General features: G+C 31.8%; 13 protein-coding genes. 9 read left to right on the top strand and 4 right to left on the bottom strand.

Annotated features, from left to right (window positions below; translation table 11 throughout):
• Positions 1–67 precede the first annotated feature (67 nt).
• The gene (locus tag AWE51_RS03085; RefSeq protein WP_232517329.1) at positions 68–835 is read left to right on the top strand and encodes an alpha/beta fold hydrolase; all 768 of its coding nucleotides are present in this window, start codon (positions 68–70) and stop codon (positions 833–835) included.
• Between the two features lie 3 nt (positions 836–838).
• On the opposite strand, the gene AWE51_RS03080 is transcribed toward AWE51_RS03085, so the two are convergent.
• From AWE51_RS03080 to ychF, 3 genes are all read right to left on the bottom strand, one after another.
• Positions 839–3,046: a tetratricopeptide repeat-containing hybrid sensor histidine kinase/response regulator gene (locus AWE51_RS03080; protein WP_066309288.1), complete on the bottom strand. Its 2,208-nt coding sequence runs from the start codon at positions 3,044–3,046 to the stop codon at positions 839–841.
• A 155-nt stretch (positions 3,047–3,201) separates the two neighbouring features.
• Positions 3,202–4,098, bottom strand: coding sequence for a DMT family transporter (locus AWE51_RS03075; protein ID WP_066309286.1), 897 nt, complete (start codon positions 4,096–4,098; stop codon positions 3,202–3,204).
• Between the two features lie 117 nt (positions 4,099–4,215).
• Entirely contained in the window at positions 4,216–5,310 is a 1,095-nt protein-coding gene (gene ychF, locus AWE51_RS03070) for a redox-regulated ATPase YchF (protein WP_066310937.1), read from the bottom strand.
• A 209-nt stretch (positions 5,311–5,519) separates the two neighbouring features.
• On the opposite strand from ychF, the gene AWE51_RS03065 reads away from it, so the two are divergent.
• The 5 genes from AWE51_RS03065 to AWE51_RS03045 all read left to right on the top strand — a co-directional run bounded on the left by AWE51_RS03065 (position 5,520) and on the right by AWE51_RS03045 (position 13,657).
• Complete coding sequence (locus tag AWE51_RS03065; protein ID WP_066309279.1) at positions 5,520–6,038, top strand: hypothetical protein; 519 nt, start codon at positions 5,520–5,522, stop codon at positions 6,036–6,038.
• 163 nt (positions 6,039–6,201) lie between these two features.
• Positions 6,202–8,832 (top strand): TonB-dependent receptor, encoded by a 2,631-nt coding sequence (locus AWE51_RS03060; RefSeq protein WP_066309277.1) that lies wholly within the window; start codon positions 6,202–6,204, stop codon positions 8,830–8,832.
• 256 nt (positions 8,833–9,088) lie between these two features.
• Entirely contained in the window at positions 9,089–11,929 is a 2,841-nt protein-coding gene (locus AWE51_RS03055; protein WP_066309275.1) for a TonB-dependent receptor, read from the top strand.
• A 183-nt stretch (positions 11,930–12,112) separates the two neighbouring features.
• A complete protein-coding gene (locus tag AWE51_RS03050) occupies positions 12,113–13,357 on the top strand; it encodes a mechanosensitive ion channel family protein (RefSeq protein WP_066309271.1) in 1,245 nt (414 codons plus the stop codon).
• 27 nt (positions 13,358–13,384) lie between these two features.
• Positions 13,385–13,657: a DUF3817 domain-containing protein gene (locus AWE51_RS03045; RefSeq protein WP_066309269.1), complete on the top strand. Its 273-nt coding sequence runs from the start codon at positions 13,385–13,387 to the stop codon at positions 13,655–13,657.
• Between the two features lie 48 nt (positions 13,658–13,705).
• Here AWE51_RS03045 and AWE51_RS03040 read toward each other — a convergent pair whose 3' ends face one another.
• Complete coding sequence (locus AWE51_RS03040) at positions 13,706–15,751, bottom strand: HD family phosphohydrolase (protein WP_066309267.1); 2,046 nt, start codon at positions 15,749–15,751, stop codon at positions 13,706–13,708.
• Between the two features lie 235 nt (positions 15,752–15,986).
• On the opposite strand from AWE51_RS03040, the gene AWE51_RS03035 reads away from it, so the two are divergent.
• The 3 genes from AWE51_RS03035 to AWE51_RS03025 all read left to right on the top strand — a co-directional run bounded on the left by AWE51_RS03035 (position 15,987) and on the right by AWE51_RS03025 (position 19,876).
• Positions 15,987–17,165: an acetyl-CoA C-acyltransferase gene (locus AWE51_RS03035; RefSeq protein WP_066309265.1), complete on the top strand. Its 1,179-nt coding sequence runs from the start codon at positions 15,987–15,989 to the stop codon at positions 17,163–17,165.
• Between the two features lie 61 nt (positions 17,166–17,226).
• The gene (locus tag AWE51_RS03030) at positions 17,227–17,976 is read left to right on the top strand and encodes a C40 family peptidase (protein WP_066309263.1); all 750 of its coding nucleotides are present in this window, start codon (positions 17,227–17,229) and stop codon (positions 17,974–17,976) included.
• A 310-nt stretch (positions 17,977–18,286) separates the two neighbouring features.
• The gene (locus AWE51_RS03025) at positions 18,287–19,876 is read left to right on the top strand and encodes a T9SS type A sorting domain-containing protein (protein ID WP_066309259.1); all 1,590 of its coding nucleotides are present in this window, start codon (positions 18,287–18,289) and stop codon (positions 19,874–19,876) included.
• The last annotated feature ends 592 nt before the right edge of the window (positions 19,877–20,468 follow it).

The raw sequence follows: 20,468 nt of genomic DNA, 5'->3' as shown, positions 1-20,468 counted from the left end.
ATGCAAAATATACAATTTGTATTGACTTTAGCTTATTTTTAGGACTTTTTAATGAAATCACACAAATTTGGATGTTATAATTAACAAACATACGATACGTCTGTCTAAAGACCCTGAATTATTAGATCCTAACAAATCTACAATCATCTTTTTACATGATTCTCTTGGTTGTATTAAACTTTGGAAGGATTTTCCCGAAAAATTAGGCTTAGAAACAGGCTTAAATGTGCTTGCATATGATCGTCAAGGGTATGGTGAGTCATCTCCTTTTACTATTCATGAAAGAAGTACCCATTATTTAAAAAATGAGGCTGAACTATTAGAGAAATTATTGGATCAACTAGGATTAACAGATGTTTTGCTATTTGGACACAGTGATGGAGGTAGTATTGCTATACTTGCTGCTGCATTGTTTCCAAAGAGAATAAAAGGTATTATCACGGAAGGAGCTCATGTATTTGTGGAAAAAGAAACTATTACCGGTATCAAAAAAGCAGTAGAGGCTTATACAAATACCAATCTTAAAGAAAAGCTTATACGATATCACGGAAATAAAACTGATGCCGTTTTTAGAATGTGGACACAAACATGGTTATCTGATAAGTTTCAATCCTGGAATATAGAGTCATATTTAAGTCAGATACAATGCCCATTGTTAATAATTCAAGGAGAAAAAGATGAATATGGCACTTTAGATCAAGTGACATCTATTACTACAAATACTAAGGGTGAATCTACTGCTTTAATACTTCCTAATATTGGGCATACACCACATAAAGAAAACGCTAAATTAGTAATCGCAAAAACCAAAAGTTTTATTCAGGAAGTTTCTTAAATTTTAATATTGAAGGTTTTTAGTAATTATATTTCTTAAGTCATTTTTGTTTAGAGGTTTGTTAATGATATCATTCATTCCAATGGCCAAACACTCTCCTTTTACTTCGCTCAATTCTGAAGCTGTAAGGGCTATTATGGGCGTTTCCTGATCAAACTCTCTAATACGTTTTGTAGCTTCTATACCATTAAGGTAAGGCATATTAAGATCCATAAGGATCAAGTCAAAATCCTCTTTTTTGACCATTTGTAAAGCATTGAACCCGTTTTCTACAATAATACAATCATAACCAATTAAATTTAATAGATTTTTAGTCACTATTTGATTGATCTTATTGTCCTCTGCAACTAAAATTCTGCGATAAGATTGGGCAGTATTAGTATTATCTATATCTAATTGATTGTTGTCGTTTTCGTCTATGACTTCTAGTTCTAAATCAAAATAGAACTTCGTACCTCTTCCCTCTTTACTATCTAAATGAATTTGACTGCCCATAATATCCAATAGATTCTTCACAATAGACAACCCCAAACCAGTACCTTCGGATTTGTTAACTTCTCTTCCGACTTGAGAAAATTTCTCAAAAACAAACTCTTTTTTATCATCTGGAATCCCAACTCCACTATCCTCAACTTCGTATCTAATTATAGTGGTATCTTTTTCAATTGATTTTACTTTGACTCTTAACCATATCGTACCATTCTCTGTAAATTTAGAAGAGTTACCTATCAAATTTATTAATATCTCTGATAACTTTAATGAATCTATATTTACCACTTCTGGCAATTCTTTTTGAATATCCAGAACAAGTTTATTGTTTTTATTTTTTGCTTGATATTCGAATGAATGTAAAAGATTTTGTGACAGTAATGCTAAATTTGTAGGTGTTTTTGCCAGTTCTTCTTTATTTGACTCTATCTTACTTATTTTTAATACTTTATTTATTAAATCAAGTAAATAATCTCCTGAAAATTTTAAAGAATTTAGTAATTTTTTATGCTTTGCCAAGATATCATTATCCTCTAACAATAAAGTAGTAATACCTACTACACCATATAAAGGGGTTCTAAGTTCATGACTCACTGTAGAAATAAATTGAGACTTTACATTAGTAAGTTTTTCGGCTTCAAGTTTTGCCTCAACTAGTTCTTTATTCTTTTGTTGTAGTGTAACATTTAACTTTTGTTTTGATCTATATCCCAGATAAAAGAAAAACACACTTCCTACCAATAAAACGAGACTAATAGATGAAATGATAATAATTAAATTACCTCTTTCTATTTTAGCCAAATATTCTTCTTCTTTTTTAGAATTTTCTATTTCTCTCTTGAACTCATTTAAACTATAATTTACTTTAGCAGTTTCTATTTGTCTTAGCTTTTCTTCATCAAGTAAGTGATCCCTATAATACAAGTGTTTTTTTACGGTATAAAAAGCAGAGTCCTTATGCCCCATTTCTTCAAAAGTATCTGATTTAGCTTTATATGTATTTGATAAAATAGAGTAGATTTCTTTTTCTTCGGCTAATTGAATTACCTCATCAAATAACTTATTTGCCTTTTCATAATTATTCTTATGAGCATAATATTTCCCAAATAAATACTTTATATCATTAATGGCTATAATGCTTACTTCACCAGGATGGTTTTCAATAATATTCTGAGCTTGATTTAAATAAGGGAACGCAAGATCATACTTTTTTTGATCAACATACGCCCATCCTATATTTAATATTGGTGCCATTTTTTTACTTTGATCCTTTAGCTTTTCGGCTATTGCAAGTGACTCATTAAAGTACTTAATACTTTTAGCTAAGTCTTCATAACCATCAGAATACACACCTCCCAATACATTAAGACTATACACTATAGCAATAGTGTCTTTTGTCTTTCTAGCATATTTCAGAGCCTCATTTCCATGAAACTCCATGTTTTTAAAATCATGCACAACTTGATAATTACTGGCCATCATATAATGACCTCTATATTTATAATTATCGTTATTTAATTGGTGTGCAAGATCTATTGTTCTAATAGCGTAATCTAGGGATTTTCGTATTTTGAAAGCAGCACGAAACTTTTTAGATTCAGACATAAAGTGTTGCAGGCTATCGTTAACTGTATTAACCGCCTTATCCTGTCCATAGGTATCCCCAATACCTATTGCTACTAATAATGAATATGTAAGTAATATGATTCTAAAACTTCCCAAACTATGAATTTAAGCTTATTTATTAACCAAAAAACATCATATTTACCCCCAAGTAAATAAGAATATACTACTTTTAAGTATGTAAATTAAGCAAAAAAATATTAAGAATCACTAAAAAAAGTACTGATAGTCTTTGCTTTATAATATTTTCTATGCTATTCTGTTCTCTTAGTCACAATATATATCCCCAAAATAACAACAAGAGTTCCTACAATTTGAATTAATGAAAGATTTTCTCCCAAAAAGAAATATGCCAGAATAATTGTTGAAAACGGCCCTAAACTAGCAATTATAGAAAAATTAGATGCTCCAAGTTTTGCGATTGCTGCAGAGACTAAATACGAGGGGATTATAGTTGAAAAAATTGCCATTGCAATGCATATCAAATATAATTCTAATGGATAACTTAATATGTCTGTTCTATCAAAAATAACGTATTGTAATATTATACACAAAGAAGATACTATCATTGCATATGAAGTAAATACAATTACTCCAAATTTAGGGATCAACCAACCACTTCCAACTATATAAATTGCGTATGTAAGTGCGCTCATAAAAACAAGTATTGCACCCAAATATAAATTACCTGTATTTTCTAATTGAAGTTCTCCCCAAAATGTAATTAAAACACCAATATAAGTAATCAAAATAGCTTGTAATTGCCTATTTGATATCCTTTTGTTTAAAAAAACTTTTGATATAATAATTACTAATGTAGGATACAAGAAAAGTATTATTCTTTCTAGCCCTGCTTTGATATATTGTAAACCTAAAAAATCAAAATAACTTGCAAGATAATAACCAATTATACCAAAAAATAAGATCCATAAATAATCTTTTTTCCTAGCTTCCTGACTGTTTTTTCGTTGCTTAATTAATACTACTCCTATATAAAATGGTAACGAGAACAGCATTCTAAATAATAATAGGTGTTCTGAACTTATATCATACTTATATGCCAATTTTACCAAAACTGCTTTAGCAGAAAATAATACTACTCCTATAATAGCAAATATGATCCCGTAGGATGAAAGTTTTGTATGTTTCATTAATCAAAAATAACAGTATCCCTTTTTTGAAAATAAAGGTTTTATTCAATTTCTACGATGTTCAAAAAAAAACCTCTCTAAATATTTAGAGAGGTTTTTTTGATTCAAATATTTTTGTTATACATTAAATAAGAAATGCATGACATCCCCATCATTAACGATATAACCTTTACCTTCAACTCCTAATTTTCCTGCATCTCTAGCTTTAGCTTCGCTTCCATACTTAACAAAATCATCATATTTTATTACCTCTGCTCGGATAAAGCCCTTTTCAAAATCGGTATGAATAACTCCTGCTGCCTGTGGTGCTGTTGCACCAATAGTAACCGTCCATGCTCGAACTTCTTTTACTCCAGCAGTAAAATATGTTTGTTGATTTAAAAGTTTATAGGCTGCTCTAATTAAAACAGAGGCTCCGGGTTCTTCTAACCCCATATCTTGTAAAAACATCTGGCGCTCTTCATAATCATCTAACTCTGTTATATCTGCTTCGGTTCCTACAGCCAAAACAATGACTTCTGCATTTTCAGACGCTACTGTTTCTTTTACTTTCTCTACATAGTCATTTCCGTCAACAGCCGCATCTTCATCTACATTACATACATAAAGTACTGGCTTATCAGTAATAAATTGTAATGGTTTTACATAATTTACACGATCATCTTCAGAAATATCGATTGCTCTAACAGATGTACCAGCCTCTAATCCATCTTTAAGTTTCAATAAAATGGCTTCTTCTTTTTGAGCCTCTTTATTTCCTGTTTTAGCAGCACGTTTGACTTTATCTAACTTTTTTTCTACACTTTCTAAATCTTTTAGTTGTAGTTCTATATCAATAGTTTCTTTATCTCTAATAGGGTCTATCGAGCCATCTACGTGTACAATATTATCATTATCAAAACAACGTAGTACATGTATAATTGCATCTGTTTCCCTAATGTTTCCTAAAAATTGATTTCCTAAGCCCTCTCCCTTACTAGCTCCTTTTACTAATCCAGCAATATCTACAATATCAACTGTAGCAGGAATTACGCGCTCTGGATCTACTAACTCTTCTAATTTTTCTAATCTTGGATCAGGCACATTTACCACTCCGATATTGGGTTCTATGGTACAAAAAGGAAAATTAGCACTTTGCGCTTTGGCATTAGACAAGCAGTTAAATAATGTTGATTTGCCAACATTTGGTAATCCTACAATTCCGGCTTTCATAATAATTATAATATAATCGAGAAAATTAAAAAATTCTCTAATTTTTAAGAGTGCAAAGATAATAGTATTAATACGTACCAAACAAATACTGGTTCATAAGATTATAGAATAATTGTATAAACTTAAACCCATACCGTTAGATAACGAAAATTATCAATTTTAGCAGTTTCTGTATTTTTTGTAATTTTAAATCCCAATACGTAAACATTATGAAAACCCTAAAAACTCTCACTACACTATTATGCTTCGGTTTTGCTTGTACTGGATTTGCACAATCTGAAGAAACCGATGCTAAAGATAATTTATCGACAGAAACAGTAACCAAAATCATTAGGATAAAAGGAGCTAATGGCGAAGAAAAAGTGATTAAAAAAGAAGAAGTTATTACTAAAAGAAGTAAGATTAAATTTAATCCCGAAGATGAAGATAAAGTAAACCAAACTGCCACCTATTCTGATGCAGAAGTACAGGTTCAGAAATCTAATAGCTCAACAGAGATCGCTAGTTACACCATGATAACCGATGGAAAAGGTTATCGCATGACTTTTCTAAACAAAACAGGAAACCAAGTATCAAAAGTTAGGCCTATTAGTAATAACTATTACATTGTAAATTTAGGAGAAAAAAATAACGGAGTTGGACATTTTGATGCAGACAAAAATTTTATTCTAGAGATGTATGATGCGCAATCAGACGAGATTATGACCACCATCTATAAAGCCAAATAAACTATCTTGTTGTAAACTTCACATCCAAAATACTATAAACTTAAACCAAACATAAATGTTTGGTTTTTTTATGCTCTATAAAAAATAAGTCTCATTTTAAACAAATTAGCCTTGTTTTTGGATATATTTATAGTAACAATCACCACAAAATAAACATACTCACATGAAAAACTTAACACTCATTTTATTTAGTTTATTTACTAGTGTATCCTTTTGTCAACAAATTGTTACTGGTACTGTTACTGATGAATCTGGGGCTCCTCTTCCTTTTGTAAATATTATTGAAAAAGGAACAAGTACAGGAACCACTTCAGACGAACAAGGTAATTATACCATTGCTGTTGATGCAAACGCTACACTTATATTTAGTTTTGTAGGTTTTGAGACACAAGAAATTGTTGTTGGTACCTTAGAAAAAATAGATGTTGTTCTATCTGGAGGAGAAATTCTAAGCACTATTGTTGTTGTTGGCTCCAGAAGTCCTAAACGTACGGCCACTGATACCCCTGTAGCTATAGATATTATTGACATGCAAGAAATTATCACTAAAAGTGGTAAAGTTGAGATTAATGAATTATTACAATACACAGCCCCTTCGTTTAATGCAAATAAACAATCTGGATCAGATGGTGCGGACCATATAGATCCTGCAACACTGCGTGGTCTTGGACCTGATCAAACATTAGTATTAATTAATGGTAAAAGAAGACATTCTTCTTCTCTTATAAATGTATTTGGAACACGAGGTAGAGGAAACTCAGGAACAGACCTTAATGCAATTCCTGCATCGGCAATTAAAAGAATTGAAATACTTAGGGATGGCGCTGCTGCACAATACGGTTCTGATGCCATAGCAGGCGTTATTAACATTGTACTAAAGAACAATGTCAATAAATTAACTGGTAGTATTAGTTACGGAGCATATAATACAAATGCCAAAGGTGATTTTCCCAATGGTACTCCAAATACAGATGGAAATCGTTTGGACACCAATAATGATGGTAACCGATTAGCAGATGATAAAAGTTTTGATGGAGGATCTGTAAAAATCACAGCTAATTACGGGGCTGAAATTGGAGAAGATGGCTTCATTAATTTTACTACAGAATACATAAGTAAAAATAAAACATTGCGTCCAGGTTTTGATTTTAGAAGAGGTTTTGGTGAAGCTGCTATAGATGGATTTAATTTCTTCGCAAATACAGTGATTCCTATATCTAAAAAAACAGAGTTTTACGCGTTTGGAGGAAGAAACTATCGTGACACAGACGCTTTTGCCTTTACTCGTAATGGAGGCGAACGTGTTGTTTCTGAAATTTTCCCTAATGGATTTACTCCTAGAATAACATCAAATATTATTGATAATTCTGTATCTGCCGGGATTAGAACCGAAACAAGTGATAATTGGAAAATAGATATTAATAATACATGGGGTAAAAATAATTTTCATTACTTCATACAAGGAACATTAAATGCATCATTGCTAGCCTCTTCCCCTACAGATTTTGATGCTGGAGGTCATAGTTTAAGTCAAAATACGTTAAGTTTAGATTTTTCTAAGTATTATCCAAATACTTTAAAAGGATTAAATATTGCTTTCGGAGCGGAATATAGAACCGAAAACTTTATAATTTTTGCAGGTGAAGAAGGTTCGTATGCTACATACGATATAAATGGTCGTCCAATTATCGACCCAGCAACACAAGTACAGCCAATATTTACAGATCCAGATTCTGGAGCTACAACACCCAGACCAGGAGGTTCACAAGGGTTCCCAGGTTATAGTCCTGCTAATGAGGTAGATCGTTCTAGGTCAAATATTTCTATCTACACAGATGCAGAATTTGATATTACAGATAGTTTTCTTTTAGGAGCGGCAGCAAGATTTGAGGACTATAGTGATTTTGGTAGTACTATTAACGGTAAACTGTCATTTAGAATTAAAGCAACAGATGATATTAATATACGTGGATCTGTTAGTACAGGGTTTAGAGCTCCTTCTTTAGCGCAGATTTATTACAATTTAAGGTTTACAGATTTTCAAGGTGGTACTGCTTCAGAAACATTATTATCAGCAAATAATAGCCCAGTTACTGCTTCTTTTGGAATTGAAGCATTACAAGAAGAAACCGCAATTAATGCTGCTATTGGTACTACAGCTTCTTTTGGTAAGTTTACTGCAACCATTGATGGATACTTTATCAATGTAAAAGATAGAATCGTATTAACAGGTACTTTTGCGGCGCCTCAAATACCAAATGTAAATGAGGCTCAATTCTTTGCTAACGGAGTAGATACAGAGACTGTGGGTCTTGATATCATATTATCTTGGAAAGAAAGTTACAATTTCGGAAATCTCTCTGCTACACTAGCAGGGAACGTAAACAATATGTACATAAAAAGTGTAAATACAGATTTAGATGAAAGCATATTTTTTGGAGAAAGAGAAAAGGCCTTTTTATTAGCTTCTGCACCAGAAAGCAAATTCTCATTTAATGCCAATTACAGTAAAGATAAATTTAATGCGGGTATTGGATTAACCCGTTTTAGTGAGATTGTTCTTATTGATTTTGCAGATACCGAAGATATCTATGGCGCAAAAATTACTGCAGACCTAAATCTTGGTTATAAACTTTCTGACGCTTTTAAATTAACTATAGGTGGAAACAATATCACTAATGAATATCCTGACCAACAAAATGATGGAGAAACTGAAGCCGGAGGATATTGGGATGCAGTACAAATGGGATTTGGAGGAGCATATTATTATGCCAGGTTAGATTTTAATTTTTAAAAAAATATATTAAGAAACTTATTAAAAGCATTATATCCACCAGATATGATGCTTTTCTTATTTATGAGATTCAAATTATAAAAGATTGGTACGCCAAAAGCCAATTTTTTGAAAAAAATAAAGTAAAAAGTATATTCTGTTAATTATTTCATTTTTTATTTACAGTTATTTAAAAGAAAATTAAAACATCATGTTAAAAAGAAAAACCTTTTAAATATATTTAAGGCAACAATCATCTTAAATTAAAACTTTTTACATGAAAAAACTAACATTCATTTTATTCGTATTATCCGTTTGTTTTGGGTTTTCCCAGCAAACAGTCACTGGTGTCATTAGGGATGCCGACGGTTCTCCTTTACCCGGAGTAAATATTATCGAAAAAGGAACCAGTAATGGAGCTACAACCGATTTTGACGGTAAATATAGCATAGATGTCAGTAACGCAGAAAGCATATTAATCTTTAGTTATGTTGGCTTTAATACTCAAGAAATTTCTGTAAACTCTAAAACCGTAATTGATGTGACATTGGCGAGCGGAGCGCAATTAGAAGAAATTATATTAGTAGGATCCAGAGCATTACCAAGAAGTAATACTACATCGTCTCTTCCTGTTGATGTTTTACCAGCAAATGAATTAGTGTCTACTGGTCAAATTACATTTGACAAAGCATTACAGTATAAAATACCTTCATTTAATACCGTACAAACACCAGTAAATGATGCTACATCATTATTAGACCCATATGAAATTAGAAATATGGGACCAAGTAGAACATTAATTCTGGTTAACGGTAAACGTAAAAATTTAAGTGCATTACTGTACACACAAACTTCTCCTGGTAGAGGTGAAACTGGCGCAGATATCTCTGCAATACCAACAGATGCTATTAAACGTGTTGAAATCTTAAGAGATGGAGCTTCTGCCCAATATGGTTCTGATGCTATTGCAGGAGTTATGAATATTGTTCTTAAAGATAACCCAGAAGAAGGCTCTGTAACTTTTAGATCGGGAATCACTTCTGAAGGAGATGGAGAAACAATAGGTATTAGTTTAAACAATGGTGCTAAAATAGGAGATGACAAAGGATTCTTTAATTACACTATTGATTTCTCTAAAGTAAGTTTAGCAAATCGTCCCGGTGATGTAGATGCCGAAGGTGAATTTTCTGATTTTGGTGGTACACGAGTAGGAGAAAGACTAGAAGACATTCGTGATTTTTTATCTAGACGTCCTGATGCAGGAAACATTAATGGATCTCCTGAAACAGCAGCATCCAAGTTTTTAGTAAATGGAGGGTATGATATCAGCGAAAACACTGAAATCTATATGAATGCGGCTTACGTATATAAAAAGGTAAATAGCTTTGCCAATTTTAGAACTCCATATTGGAGAGATATTCAGGATTTTCCGTATTTAGCAGATTTCTTCCCTAATGGTCCTGGAGGATCTTATGAAGGGTATCTTCCTACTTTTGAAGGAGATCTAAACGATTATAACGCAACAGTAGGATTTAAAACTAAAAAAAATGGTTGGAATTATGATCTTAGTTACACTACTGGTGGAAATACGCAAACCTATTCTGTAAATAATACACATAATGGAAACTCTGTTTTGTCTCCATTAACATGGAATGATGCAAATAATGATGGTATCGTAGATCCTGGAGAAGTCATTGGAGGTGCCGATTTATATAGAGAAAGAAGTCCTATCTCATTTGATCCGGGAGGAACAAGATTTTCGCATAACGTAGGAAATATTGATATTGCAAAATTACTTTCTGATCAAGTTAGTATTGGTTTTGGTGCAGAGTTTAGAAATGAAACTTTTGAAATTATCGAAGGTGATCTGGCATCATATGATGGAGGAGGTTCTGATTCTTTTGCCGGAAATAGACCAGAAAATTCAGGAAAATTTAATCGTTATAATTTTGGTGGTTATTTTGATATTTCTGCTGATATTACTGAAGATTTTTTAGTAAATGGAACTATTAGATTAGAAGACTATAGTGATTTTGGAGAAGCTTTCGTTTGGAAACTAAGTTCTCGTTATAAATTTCTAGAAGATAAATTAACTTTAAGAGCATCTGTATCTACAGGGTTTAGAGCTCCAACATTACATCAAATCTTTACACAAAGAGCACAATTTAGTTTTGTTCCTGGTCAAGGTATACAGGTCGGAGGATTGATTAATAATGTTTCTCCGCAAGCAAGATTATTAGATATTCCACAACTGGATGCAGAAGAATCAACCAATATTACCGTAGGTATTGGGGCTAAGATTAATAGAAATATTAATTTCACCATAGATTACTATAATATTGCCGTAGATGATAGAATTGTTCTTAGTACAGAAATTGGAGCTACAGCGGCCGGAAATACACCTTTGGACGATGTATTAACAGACAATAATTTATCAGATGTAAGTTTCTTTGTAAATGCCATTGATACTAGAACTTCTGGTATAGATCTAGTTGCTAATTACAAAAATATCGAATTAGGAACAGGAAAACTTGGTTTTAGTCTATCTGGTAATTATACATTAGAGAACGAAAGAGATGGGGATGTTAAAAACCCTGCTTTGGTAGCACAAGCTGGTCAGTCTGTAGTTAATGATACTCAAGAAGCCTTATTCTTTACTTCAAGACCCGAATTTAAGGCAATACTAGGAGCCAATTATGATATTGGTAAATTTGGTTTTTCATTAAATAATACGCTATTTGGTCCTACAAAATTTAGAAATCAAGGTTTGCAGGACTTAGAAGGTCTTGTTGGAGGTGATGCAGCAGATAGCGACGGAGGTTCTGATCTTGGAGTTGAGTTTATGACAAAAGTTGTTACCGATTTAGCAATAAACTATAGCGCAACAGACAAATTAACAATTGCATTAAATGTGAATAACATACTAGATGTATTACCAGAATGGGAGTTTGAAGCACTTACACCTACAGGAACAGCAGTACTTAACGATCCTGCAGCCGAAAAAACGGCTTTCAACTTAATTACATTTAATGGGCGATATTCTCAAATGTCGTATGATGGATATCATTTTAGCCAATTAGGTACTATGATTAATTTATCTTTAAATTATAAATTGTAAGTATTAGAAATTATATTTGATTGTCTAATCACCCTATTTATTTTTGATAAATAGGGTGATTTGATTTTAGTAATAGCAAAACCTCTTTTGTAAGAAGAAAAAATGATGTTTTATTTGCTTAATTACCTGTTATACTACTAATTTTGCAAAGCCCAAAAATGGATTCATCGGATATCAATACAAATGAAGGAATTAACTCGTTATTTTTATAACATTTTTATAGACAAAGGTATTTCGAAAGACCTATCAGAATATCTAAATATCCTTATTGGATTATCAATTCTCGTTTTTATTCTTTTCTTTATATATATTATCTTGAAAAGGGTCTTTCTTACTATTTTTAAAAGTTATGCATCAAAATCAAGGAATACTTTTGATGATTTTCTGGTAAAAAATAAGACGTTTGATTACTTAGCACATATTGTACCTCTTTCTTTAACTATTTGGATAGTACCCATGCTATTTATTTCTTTTCCAACAGCAGAGAAATATTTGGAAATTATATTTGACATAATGGTTATTATACTAACCATATGGGTGTTACGAAGTATCCTAAGAACCTTTAGAGATTACCTTAAGTCATTATCTTCATTTAAAGATAAACCTATCGATAGTTATGTTCAAGTGTTTATGATATTTGTTTGGACTATAGGGGGGATATTTATTTTTTCATCGATGACAGGAAAATCAATATGGACTTTTCTAACTGCATTGGGTGCTATGTCGGCTGTAATACTTTTAATCTTTAAAGATACAATCTTGGGCTTTGTAGCTAGTATACAAGTTGCGGTTAACGATACAGTAAGAATTGGTGATTGGATTACAATGGAAAAATATGGAGCAGATGGAGATGTTGTCGAGATTAATTTATCTTCTGTTAAAGTTCAAAATTTTGACAAAACTATTACCACAATACCAACCTATCATCTTACTTCTGAATCTTTCAGGAATTGGCGTGGTATGATGGATTCGGGAGGAAGAAGAATAAAGAGATCTTTACTAATAAAAACAGGAAGTATTTCTTTCTTGTCTAATGATGATATTGAACGATTAAAAAAAGTAACTCTTATTGGTGAGTATCTTGAAAACAAACAACAGGAAATAAGTCTATATAATCAAAATAATAATATCGATAAATCTAATCCTGTAAATGGAAGAAATTTGACGAATATGGGAGTTTTTAGAATTTATGTAGCATCATACCTTGAGAATCATCCATATATCAATAAAGAAATGACCATTATGAGTAGGCAGCTAGCGCCATCTGCTCAAGGTATACCCTTAGAAATCTATGCTTTTAGCAATGATAAAGTTTGGAAAAATTATGAAAACATCATGGCTGATATTTTTGATCATCTGCTCTCTGCAATTCCTTATTTCAATCTTGATGTATTTGAATTAAATTTTGATATAACTAACAAAGAATAATAATTATTTATCTTATAATAATTGCCTATGATTACCAGTTTCAGAATAATTAGCTACCTAGAAGGTATTTCTTACCTCCTAATTTTATTTGTTACCATGCCTTTAAAATACATGTTTGATTCTCCAGAACCCAATAAAGTAATTGGTATGGCTCACGGTTTTTTATTTCTTATATATATTGTGTTTGCATTTCTTGTTAAGCCAGAAAAAAAATGGAACACAAAAACTCTTGCTATAGTATTACTATGTTCAATTATCCCTTTTGGAACCTTTTGGATGGATAAAAAATATTTAAAATAACAGATTTAAAAAAAGACGTTTATAAATCACATAGGATAACATATGATGCTATTCTGGATATTCTATTCGCAAATGATAGATATTGGTTAGTTTACGTTTGAATACCTTTTTAATTTGTTGAATTTCTTTGAAAGTGATATTTGCATTGATAAATTGATCGTCATCCATTTGTTTACTTACAATTTTTTCTACAAAAGAATCTATTAAGCTACTTGTTGGATTTTTTAAACTTTTTGAAGCCGCCTCTACACTATCGCTCATCATTAAAATAGCGGTCTCTTTAGAAAAAGGTTTAGGTCCTGGATACCTAAAATCTTCAATGTTTACATTTTCATTACTTTCTTTCTCTTTTGTATAAAAATAATATACCGTACTAGTACCGTGATGTGTTCTGATAAAATCGATCACACGGTCTGGTAATTTGTATTTTTTCGCAATTTCTATACCTCTAATTACATGATTAATAATAATTCTAGCACTTTCTTTAGGAGATAATACATCATGAGCATTTCCAGACGTAGATTGATTCTCTGTAAAGTAAGTTGGATTTGCCATTTTACCTATATCATGATAAAGAGCTCCTACCCTAACAAGCATAGCATTTGCACCAATTTCATTTGCTGCAGCTTCTGCAATATTAGCTACATTAAGAGAATGGTGGAAAGTTCCAGGCGCTTTATTAGACAATTCTTTTAATAATATTGAATTCGTATCACTAAGCTCTAATAAAGATACATCAGATATTAATCCAAATAATTTTTCATACGCATAAATCAGAGGGTGAACAATTAAAGTCGCAAATCCACTAATAACAAACAAGACCACAGTTATCCAATCAATATTACTTATACTTCCTTCATGAATAATGTGAAATGATATATAAGCAAGGATATAAACTACCGTAATTTGTCCTACCGAAATAAATAAATTTGCTCTTTTAAACGATTCAGAGATAGTAAGTATAGTTACTATTCCCGCAATAATTTGTAAGAACGTATATTCATAACTATTAGGAACTACAAATCCCAAAATCAAAACCGTAACCACATGTGTAAATAAACCCAATCTAGAATCAAAAAAGGCTTTTAACACTAATGGTAATATACATAAAGGAACAACATAGATATAACCAGATCTATATTTTACCACCAAGGTGGTTATCAAAACCATAAAAAGTATATTGAAAAAAATAAAAGTGACCTGAGTATTATTATCATAGATCTCTGTTCTGTATTTTCTAATAAATAATAATAGCATCATTAATGCCAGAGATACCAAAAGACTATACCCTAAAACAATCCAATAAAAATTCTTGTCACTCCAAACCTGAGACTCATACTCTGCCTTTAAAGAACTTAAAATTTGTAATTTATCTCCTTCAACAACTTCTCCTTTAGCTATAATCCTACTATCACGAGATACCCCTCCTCTAGTCGTTAAAACCTTGGCTAGTTCATTTTCTAATGTACTTTCGGTTAATTTATCATTCAACCTAACATTAGGTTTTACCAAATCATAAAACAAGGCCACAAAACCACTTTTAAACTTTGTATATTCACTTTTATCAATTCTTGAATTAATAAGACGGGTTATGGCATTGGGAGTTTGTATTTGACCATATGTAACAGCTTCAGCTTTGTTTCCTTTATTTAAAAATATTTGTCTATTACTACTATAAGAATAGGTTTCTTGCAAAACACCATATCTATATATATCATTTAATAAAATTCTTCCAAAAAGTTTAGCTTGATCACGTGTACTACTTTGATTTAACGTAGGAAGGTTACTTGCAAACATTTCTTCATACAACTCTTTTGCAGTATTCGCAATTATTGTATCATACTCGAAATACGGAATAATATTATCTGTGATTCGTTTTTTCTCATCCTCAATTTCTTCTTCTGTTTTAGCTATTGCAAAATCAAAGGGAGCATACAAGTTTTCATATTGCCATGGTTTCCCTTTGGTAAACTCGTACTTAAAAATTCCTCCTTTAGGGAATAGATACACGATTAGTGCAGTAGTAATTATAAAAAGAAATATCTTATAGATAGTTGATTTTCTTTTATACAGGCTGTCTAAAATTCTTTTCACAAATTGAATCAATTAATTACTCAAAAGTACTAAATCAAAGTTAGATGTATATCGTTAAGAAAGTAACAAACAAAATAACAAGTCAAAAATAGCTTTTAAAATCGTAATTTATTGAAAAGTAACTCGACAACTATAAAATAAAAGTTTGCGGATTCTACTTTGCACTTTCTTATGTTTATCCTGCAAAAAATCCTTAAATTCGCAACAAATAATACACATATCTAAAAAAAATATAATGAGTAAAGAAGTTGTAATTGTTTCTGCTGCAAGAACACCTATAGGAAGCTTTTTAGGAAGTTTATCCACTGTTCCTGCAACCCAACTAGGTGCTACTGCAATTAAAGGTGCATTAGATAAAATAAATCTTGATCCATCGTTAGTTCAAGAAGTGTTTATGGGTAATGTAGTTCAAGCTGGGAATGGTCAAGCACCTGCCAGACAAGCTGCTTTAGCTGCTGGAATAAGCGATACGGTGCCTTGTACTACTGTTAATAAAGTCTGTGCCAGTGGTATGAAAGCCGTTATGCATGCTGCCCAAGCTATTGCCTTGGGGGATGCCGATATTATTGTAGCCGGTGGTATGGAAAATATGAGCTTAATTCCTCATTATGTTAGACTTAGAACAGGTCATAAATTTGGACCTCAAACTTTTGAAGATGGCATGCAAAGAGATGGATTAGTAGATGCTTATGATAATAATGCAATGGGAGTATGTGCCGACTTATGTGCTAATGAATATGAATTTAGCAGAGAAGATCAAGATGCTTATGCAATACAATCATACGAAAGGTCTGCTAAAGCTTGGGCAGAAGGTAAATTTGCTAATGAAGTTGTACCAGTTGCTGTTCCTCAACGTAGAGGCGAACCTATACTGGTAACTGAAGATGAAGAATTCAAAAACGTGAAAATGGAAAAAATACCAGCTTTGCGTCCTGCCTTTAGTAAAGATGGTACTGTTACAGCCGCAAATGCTTCGACTATTAATGATGGAGCAGGCGCAGTAGTTGTAATGAGTGCAGAAAAAGCTAAAGAATTAGGTTTAAAACCTCTTGTAAAAATCAAAAGTTATGCCGATGCTGCTCACGAACCTAAATGGTTTACAACTGCACCTGCGAAAGCTTTACCAAAAGCTATTGATAAGGCAAATATAGCTTTAGAAGATGTAGATTTCTTTGAATTTAATGAAGCATTTTCTGTTGTAGGTTTAGCAAATATGAAAATATTAGGCCTTACAGATAAAAATACCAACGTAAATGGTGGTGCTGTATCTTTAGGACACCCGTTAGGTTGTTCGGGTGTAAGAATATTAATTACATTAATGAACGTTCTAGAACAAAATAATGCTAAAATAGGTGCCGCTGCAATATGTAATGGCGGTGGTGGTGCTTCTGCAATGATTGTAGAACGTGTTTAACTGTACTAAAATCAATATTTAATATCAGCGAAACTTCGTTTAAATTTTCTATATAAAATTCATGCAATACGGTATTTGTAATCTGAGTATTGTCCCATTACGCTTTGAACCAAAAGACACCAGTGAAATGGTTTCTCAAGTATTATATGGTGACCATTTTAAAGTAATAGAACAACGAAAAAAATGGAGTAAAATTCGTCTGGCCTTTGATAAATATGAAGGTTGGATTGATAATAAACAGTATTTGGAAATTTCTGAAACCGATTATAAAAATTTTGATACCCAACATCAAGATTTGGCAGGGGATTTAGTAGAGTTTATTAGTTGCGCAAAAAATCAATTAATGCCCGTACCTTTAGGAGTATCTTTAGGTAGTTTGGATTTTTTAGAACACCAATATGAAGGGCTTAGAATTACAGAAAAACGGACTAAAGATCAGATTGTCGAAACTGCGTTTTTATACTTAAACACTCCCTATCTTTGGGGAGGTAAAACAAATTTTGGTATTGATTGTAGCGGTTTCACTCAAATGGTTTACAAACTTAATGGATATAAATTATTAAGAGATGCGTCTCAACAAGCAACTCAAGGAGAACCTTTAAGTTTTATTGAAGAAAGTGAAGCTGGAGATCTTGCATTTTTCGATAACGAAGAAGGTGCTATTATTCATGTAGGTATTATAATGAAAGATAACTATATTATCCACGCGCATGGTAAAGTGCGTGTGGATCGTATAGATCATACAGGTATTTATAATGCAGAAAGACGTACGCATACACACCAATTAAGAGTAATCAAAAGGATTATCTAATCAAACCTGTTTTTTACAGGTACTACTCCCCTTTTCTTGAATAAACCCTACAATAAATATTTGTAAATAATTTACAATCCGCTCAATGTAAATTGCCAATATCAATTCGTGAAAAGCGATTTATATCCATTTTAAAAGCTCTAATTTAGGAATACACAAAGAGTACATGGAGTACAAATGGTATACATAAAGCACCTACTCTTCTTTTTGCATAACATCTTATTGCAATTACACTTCATGTAATAATACATTTGCAACACCTTTCGAGGTAATAACTACTCAATTAAATTAACTCTTAAAAACACAAATCATGAAATTTAAAACTCTTATTTTTCTAAAGATGATCTTTTTGATCACATTTTCTAGTGCCTTTGCACAACGTCCTAGTTTTAATAAAAACAAAGATATTTTGATCGCTTGTTTTGACATTAGACCTGATCCAGATGATATTCATGCAGTAGCAGCTCTTGGTAGTATGCTTGCACACCAAGATTTAAGTAATGTAAATTATTTTGCCGTTGCTGGTGCTTATGGTAATCAAGGTGGAAGATACCTTCAATCAAATTCACTTTTCAATATGGCTTTTGGAAACAACTGGACCGATGCACATAATAACAGGTCTGCAGCCATAGCAGCCATAACCAATAAAGTAACACCTATCCTCAAAAATGGTGGGAAAGTTTGGGTACAAGAAGGAGGTCAATCAGATGTAACAGCAGATTGGTTAATGCCTTTAATTAACGCCAATAACGGCATCAGTTCTACAACAACTAAAAACAATGTGATTTTAGTTCAACATGATGATGGTTTTAATGAAGGTAAAGCAAATCAATCCAAACTCAGAAATGTAAAAGCAAACACAAGATACTTTCTTCTTGATGATGGAAATGCAGGTTGGAATGACGGATGGGGAGATCATGGACCATGGTCAACACCTATGTATCGAAATCGAAGCAATTCATTTGTTGATCAAGCTAAAAACTCCCCTAATAGTGTAGCCAAAAGACTATGGACAGAAGCTGATCGTATTTTTAACAATTATTTTCCTAATGGATTTCCTCATGACTGGTCATTCTTCTTCACAGATGGTGTTGACTATTCTGATTGTGTTGAAAATTGGTGGATTTTTGAAATAGGTACAAAAGCAGATACTCATGCCAAATTTTGGTCTAGGTACGTAATGAATACTACAGGAAACAATCCAGATCCGGATCCAGATCCTAATCCAAATCAGCAATTTTTTATAGTAAACCGTCAAACGGGGAAAAAATTACAGCCTCAGAATAATTCAGATGCAGTTACATTGATCCAAGTTTCGTCAAATACTACAAGTAATATAGTAAAATGGGAACAAGTAAATACTTCTAATGGTTATTTTTACTTAAAAAATGTAGAAACTGGTAAATACTTTAGACCAGTAGGTAATAATGATGGTTCTGCTCTTGAACAAAGACCTACTAGTTATGGTGGTAACTATACACAATGGAAAAAAGTAAACTCTTCTAATGGATATTTTTACTTACAAAATAGACAAACGAATCACTACTTTAGACCTAGTACTGATGCTAATAATAGTCCTATGGTACAACGTCCAACAACATATTCTGGTAACTATACCCAATGGAAATTTGATGCCGTAGGTTCTAAAAGTAACACTATAGAGTCTAATAAATTAAATTTAACTATATATCCTAATCCTGCAACAAATGAACTACAGGTACTAGGCGCAGATATAGAAAGTAATGTATCTATTAAAGATATTTCTGGAAGAACAGTAATACAGGAAACTACCACAGGAAAAAACATGAAGTTTGATATATCTCATCTTCAAAAAGGTATGTATTTACTAACTGTAAAAAATACTATTGAAAATAAGACTATTAGATTTATTAAAAGATAAATCGTCGTTTAAATATTTAGAAACGCCATGTATTAATACATGGCGTTTTTTTATTAGTTTCTTTCAATCAAAAAAAAAGAGAATTAATATCATTTAACCTCATTTTTCTAATCATTACTTATAATTATTGTACTAAAAAAGAAGGGGCATAATAACATAAATTTTAGTTCTAAAAGGTTCGATAAAATTCAAAATTATAATCATTTTTTCTTGTTTATTGTTCTAATTACAAGCCCCTAAAACCATTTGTTGCAATCCAAATTTTCGATTTAGGATACCCTTATAACAATAACTCATGTTTTAACTACCATTAGTATTCTAATAGTCTTTTTGGTTTTTTGTTTGGTAACATAAATAAGCCAACTTCATAATGATATCAGGGTGTTTCTTATTCTTTACCTAATATAATATTAATACATTTTTCAAATATTTTAGGCTTCAAAAAGGAATTAACACTATTTCTATTCTTAAACAAACTAGGGTACATTTGGGGTACATAGAGTACAAATGGTATACAAAATCATATGTCATTGATTTTTACTTAGTATAGTTCTCCTTTCCTTTTGTACTAGTATATATTTACGCTTGCTTT

It is taken from the genome of Aquimarina aggregata, from assembly GCF_001632745.1.
GTDB classification, from domain to species: Bacteria; Bacteroidota; Bacteroidia; order Flavobacteriales; family Flavobacteriaceae; genus Aquimarina; species Aquimarina aggregata.
The sequence above is the reverse complement of the archived record's forward strand: the minus strand, read 5'-3'. Positions and strand labels throughout refer to the sequence as shown.